Here is a 4,549-nt window from a genome sequence, read left to right as displayed (position 1 = left end):
TACCCGCGGAAATCCAACAGGGTTTGACGGTAGGAGATTATTTTGGAATCAGATCAAGTTGATAGGAAGCACTATGGGCAATGACTCAGATTTTGAAAACATGTTGGATTTTGTCAATGAAAATAAAATTTCTCCACTGATTGACAGGACTTTTGATCTCGAAGACACTGTTCAGGCTTTTGACAGGATGAAAGAAGGAAAGCAGATGGGGAAAATTGTTGTCAGAATTTCTTAGAAAAGGTCATTTTCGAATAAAAAATTTTGATAACTGTTTTTTAGTTCTTTGATGGCTTTTTCATCATTTTGAGCTTGAGCCAACTGTATTCCTTTTTCGTAGATGTTTTTTGAATGGGATATATCTCCAAGATCGGCAAAAAAAGAAGCGGCATGAAAATAAGTCGGTAGGTAATCCGGGTATTGTTCAAGTAGCATTTTGAAAAAAAAAGTGGCTGAATTCATATCAAAATCAATATTTTCAAGTGCCAAAGCATAGTAATTGAAAGGATTTTCAGGTTCCTCTTCTACAAATGATTTTAACATTGCTATTCGGGCTACTTTGGACATGAATTCTTTTTTATATTATAGCCTAATTACTAAATTCACGCAATTTAAAGAATAAATAACCTAAATATATATAAATGAAAATTCTTGTTTGTATTACGCACGTACCGGATACTACATCCAAAATCCAATTTACAGATAACAATACCAAGTTTGACAAAAACGGAGTTCAATTCATCATTGGGCCATATGATGATTATGCTTTGGCAAGGGCAGTGGAGTTAAAAGAGCAGTTGGGGGCGACTTTGACTGTGTTGAATGTAGGTGAGGCAGAAACCGAACCAACTTTGAGAAAAGCATTGGCAATCGGAGCTGATGATGCTATTAGGGTCAATTCATTTCCCAAAGATTCTCTATTTGTTGCCAAGCAAATTGCAACCATTGCCAAGCAGAATAATTATGACCTGATTTTGATGGGCAGAGAGTCTATAGATTTTAATGGTGGAATGGTTCACGGGATGGTTGGTGAATTGCTTGATATACCTTCCATTTCTCCGGTGATGAAGTTGGAAATAGAAGGAGATAAAGTGAAAATGGCAAGAGAAATTGAAGGTGGGAAAGAGAATGTTGAAGCCAAACTTCCATTGATTGCAGGATGCCAGGAGCCGATCGCAGAATGGAAGATACCCAATATGAGAGGGATTATGTCTGCGAGGACAAAACCACTTGTCGTTGTGGAACCAACCGCTGATGCGGCTGTCACTGAAGTCACCACTTTCGTATTGCCTCCTGCAAAAGGAGCTGTCAAATTGGTTGACAAAGACAATGTGGGCGAACTTGTAAGAATGCTTAAAAACGAAGCAAAAGTACTTTAATTAATATTTTATAAAGATCTGAAAAAACAAATTGATATGTCAGTTTTAGTATATATAGAACATGCGGAAGGTTCCGTCAAAAAAACTAGTTTAGAAGCCATCTCTTATGCAAAAGCAATGTCTGAAAAGCTTTCATCAGGGGAAGTCATTGCAGTAGCTTTAGGAGCTATTTCTTCTGAAGAATTGGCAAAAAGCGGAACTGCAGGGGCATCAAAAGTCATCCTAGTGAATGATTCAAAATTGAATCAAGGCATCATTCAGGCCCACGCTGAAGCAATTGCCCAAGTCTATAAGAAAGTCAATGCTTCGACTTTGGTTTTGGCCAAATCCTCTTTAGGAGATGCTGTGGCCGCAAGATTAGCTATAAAATTGGATGCAGCATTGGTTTCTAATGTCATAGAGCTTCCTGATACTACATCAGGATACAAAGTGAAAAGAAGCATCTATACCGGAAAAGCATTTGCCATCACCCAAGTTAATTCGGCGCATAAAATTCTTGCAGTCAAAAAAAATGCCGTGGCTTTAAAGACCGATGGAAAGGAAGTAGCGATAGAAGAGATTTCCCTCCAAATTGCTCCTGAAAATTTTGCAACTACCATTACTTCCACAGATAAGGCTACTGGTGAAATATTGCTGCCTGAAGCAGATATTGTAGTTTCGGGAGGAAGAGGTATGAAGGGCCCAGAAAATTGGGGAATGCTTGAAGCATTGGCCAAAGAACTTGGTGCCGCTACAGGATGTTCCAAACCAGTTTCTGATATTGGCTGGAGACCTCACCATGAGCACGTTGGTCAGACAGGGGTAAAAGTTAGCCCTACTTTATATATAGCTGTTGGAATTTCGGGTGCTATTCAACATCTTGCGGGGGTGAATTCATCCAAATGCATCGTGGTCATCAATAAGGATCCTGATGCGCCCTTCTTCAAAGCCGCAGATTATGGTATAGTAGGGGATGCATTTGAGATACTTCCAAAATTAACTGAAGCTGTCAAAGCCCAAAAATAATTAGCTGTGGATCAGACCATTGAACTAGAAATTTTAGGATTATCATCAAATCACTCTCAATCAGGCTCTTTTACTTTGGTGATGGGGGAAATAGGTGGGAGTAGGAGACTTCCTATAGTTATCGGAATGTTTGAAGCCCAGGCTATTGCCATTGAAATCGAGAAAATCATTCCGAACAGACCCATGACCCATGACCTGTTCAAATCATTTTCTTCCAACTTCAATTTCTCAATTGACCATATTTTGATTTCAGATATGCGGGAAGGTGTCTTTTATGCCAAACTAGTATGTAAGAGCGTCTCAAAAACTGTAGAAATAGATGCGAGGCCTTCTGATGCCATAGCTATTGCGGTGAGATTTGATGCTCCCATATTTTGTATTTCAAAAGTCATGTCCGAGGCTGCAATTGAGTTCAATGAGGAGGATGAAAAGAAAGATCCTCAAAAACAAATCAAATCCGGAAAGGCAGGTGCTCCGGCACCCAGAAGTACAGATTCCTTAAAGGATTTTAGTCTTGATAAGCTTAATCAAATGCTCGATAAGGCCATCATCAATGAGGATTATGAAAAGGCTGCAAGAATCAGAGATGAGATTAACAGGAGAAATTGATTAGTAAGCCTGGTTCATTCCAGGCTTACTTATTTTAATTATGCTGGATTTTTTTTGATTATTTTAGCCCGACAAATATTATAATAATTGAAAAACATTAATTCTTAATTATTGCATGGATTATTTCAGAGGTTTGATTGGGATTTTGGTTTTGCTGGCTGTTGCCTTTATTTTTTCAAGTAATAAAAAAAAAGTAGACTGGAGACTTGTAGGAATAGGAGTTTCTCTCCAAGCACTATTTGGTTTTTTGATTACAAAAGTAGATGCAGTAGCACAGGTTTTTTCGTTGGTGAGTCGGGCTTTTGTTAAATTTTTGAGCTTTTCTGCTGATGGGGCGACTTTTATATTTGGAGATTTAGCGACCAATACCTTTGGATTTATATTTGCATTTCAGGTTTTGCCTACCATTATCTTCTTTTCGACTGTTTCTGCAGGTCTTTATTACTTAGGGATTTTGCAAAAAGTTGTATTTGGAATAGCTTGGGTGATGGCGAGAACAATGAGACTTTCAGGACCGGAAAGCCTCTCTGCCGCAGGAAACATATTTTTGGGTCAGACTGAAGCACCTCTTTTAGTTCGGCCATTTATCCCATCCATGTCAAAATCTGAACTGATGTGTTTGATGACTGGGGGGATGGCTACAATTGCAGGTGGGGTATTAGCCGGATATGTTGCTTTTTTGGGTGGGGATAATCCTGCTGAACAAACAAAATTTGCTGCTTATCTATTGGGAGCAAGTATTATGAATGCCCCTGCGGCAATAGTCATGTCGAAAATCATGATCCCTGAAACTGAAAGAGATATCATCAACAGCAAATTAGAAGTAAACGAGGAGAGTATGGGAGTCAACCTTATCGATGCCATGTCGATTGGAGCATCAGAGGGGCTAAAATTAGCATTAAATGTCGGAGGGATGTTGTTGGCATTTATTGCGGTGATTGCAGCATTGAATTATATACTTTCAGGCATTATTGGCAATTATACTGGACTGAACGAGCTCATTGCTTCTTCTACAAATGGTCAATTCTCAGGGTTTTCTCTCGAATATATATTGGGGCAGATTTTTAGGGTATTTGCATGGGTGATAGGCATTGAATGGAGCCAAACTCTGCAGGTAGGTTCTTTGTTGGGTCAAAAAACCGTGATCAATGAATTTGTTGCGTATTTGAGTTTGGCAGACATGAAAAATGCAGGAACGCTATCTTCCAAATCCATCGTCATTGCTACTTATGCGCTCTGCGGATTTTCGAATTTCAGTTCTATCGCTATACAGGTTGGAGGCATCGGTAGTATCGCTCCAAATCAGCAAGGAAATTTATCAAAACTTGGGATGAGAGCTTTGATGGCTGCGACTTTAGCTTGTTTGATGACAGCCACTATTGCAGGAGCATTATTCTAAAAAGCAAGAGGCCTGAATTTTATCAGGCCTTCTTTATTAATCCTCATTAATAGTTATTTTTTCGATTTTGTCACCTTGTCTGATCAGATCAATGACTTCCAATCCTTCTACAACCTTCCCAAAACAGGTATGCCTTCTGTCAAGGTGTGCAGTGTTATCT

The 4,549-nt window shown here is 39.0% G+C and carries 7 protein-coding genes; 5 read left to right on the top strand and 2 right to left on the bottom strand.

What is annotated here, in order from left to right; genetic code table 11:
• Positions 1-235, top strand: a 235-nt coding sequence (locus tag ACZFYI_RS16155; RefSeq protein WP_462525160.1) for a zinc-binding dehydrogenase, incomplete at its 5' end; no start/stop codon positions are given.
• On the opposite strand, the gene ACZFYI_RS16150 is transcribed toward ACZFYI_RS16155, so the two are convergent.
• Entirely contained in the window at positions 232-564 is a 333-nt protein-coding gene (locus ACZFYI_RS16150; RefSeq protein ID WP_462525159.1) for a tetratricopeptide repeat protein, read from the bottom strand. The genes ACZFYI_RS16155 and ACZFYI_RS16150 overlap by 4 nt on opposite strands.
• A gap of 74 nt (positions 565-638) precedes the next feature.
• Between ACZFYI_RS16150 and ACZFYI_RS16145 the strand changes: the two genes are divergently transcribed.
• The 4 genes from ACZFYI_RS16145 to ACZFYI_RS16130 all read left to right on the top strand — a co-directional run bounded on the left by ACZFYI_RS16145 (position 639) and on the right by ACZFYI_RS16130 (position 4,389).
• Positions 639-1,376, top strand: a complete 738-nt coding sequence (locus tag ACZFYI_RS16145; protein ID WP_462525158.1) for an electron transfer flavoprotein subunit beta/FixA family protein — start codon at positions 639-641, stop codon at positions 1,374-1,376.
• A gap of 36 nt (positions 1,377-1,412) precedes the next feature.
• Positions 1,413-2,381 carry an electron transfer flavoprotein subunit alpha/FixB family protein gene (locus tag ACZFYI_RS16140; protein WP_462525157.1) on the top strand — a complete coding sequence of 323 codons (969 nt, stop codon included), beginning with the start codon at positions 1,413-1,415 and terminating at the stop codon, positions 2,379-2,381.
• A gap of 6 nt (positions 2,382-2,387) precedes the next feature.
• Entirely contained in the window at positions 2,388-2,990 is a 603-nt protein-coding gene (locus ACZFYI_RS16135; RefSeq protein ID WP_462525156.1) for a bifunctional nuclease family protein, read from the top strand.
• 115 nt (positions 2,991-3,105) lie between these two features.
• Entirely contained in the window at positions 3,106-4,389 is a 1,284-nt protein-coding gene (locus tag ACZFYI_RS16130) for a NupC/NupG family nucleoside CNT transporter (RefSeq protein WP_462525155.1), read from the top strand.
• A gap of 36 nt (positions 4,390-4,425) precedes the next feature.
• Here ACZFYI_RS16130 and ACZFYI_RS16125 read toward each other — a convergent pair.
• Positions 4,426-4,549, bottom strand: a 124-nt coding sequence (locus tag ACZFYI_RS16125; RefSeq protein WP_462525161.1) for a peptidylprolyl isomerase, incomplete at its 5' end; no start/stop codon positions are given.

The sequence above is a fragment of the Aquiflexum sp. genome (genome assembly GCF_977115555.1).
Note: the sequence above shows the minus strand (reverse complement) of the source record. Positions and strands in the feature narration are given on the sequence as shown.

What these genes read in the sequence shown, in the direction of transcription:
- ACZFYI_RS16130 (WP_462525155.1), top strand. Translation starts at nt 3,106, where the DNA reads ATGGATTATTTCAGAGGTTTGATTGGGATTTTGGTTTTGCTGGCTGTT.
- ACZFYI_RS16140 (WP_462525157.1), top strand. Translation starts at nt 1,413, where the DNA reads ATGTCAGTTTTAGTATATATAGAACATGCGGAAGGTTCCGTCAAAAAA.
- ACZFYI_RS16145 (WP_462525158.1), top strand. Translation starts at nt 639, where the DNA reads ATGAAAATTCTTGTTTGTATTACGCACGTACCGGATACTACATCCAAA.
- ACZFYI_RS16150 (WP_462525159.1), bottom strand. Translation starts at nt 564, where the DNA reads ATGTCCAAAGTAGCCCGAATAGCAATGTTAAAATCATTTGTAGAAGAG.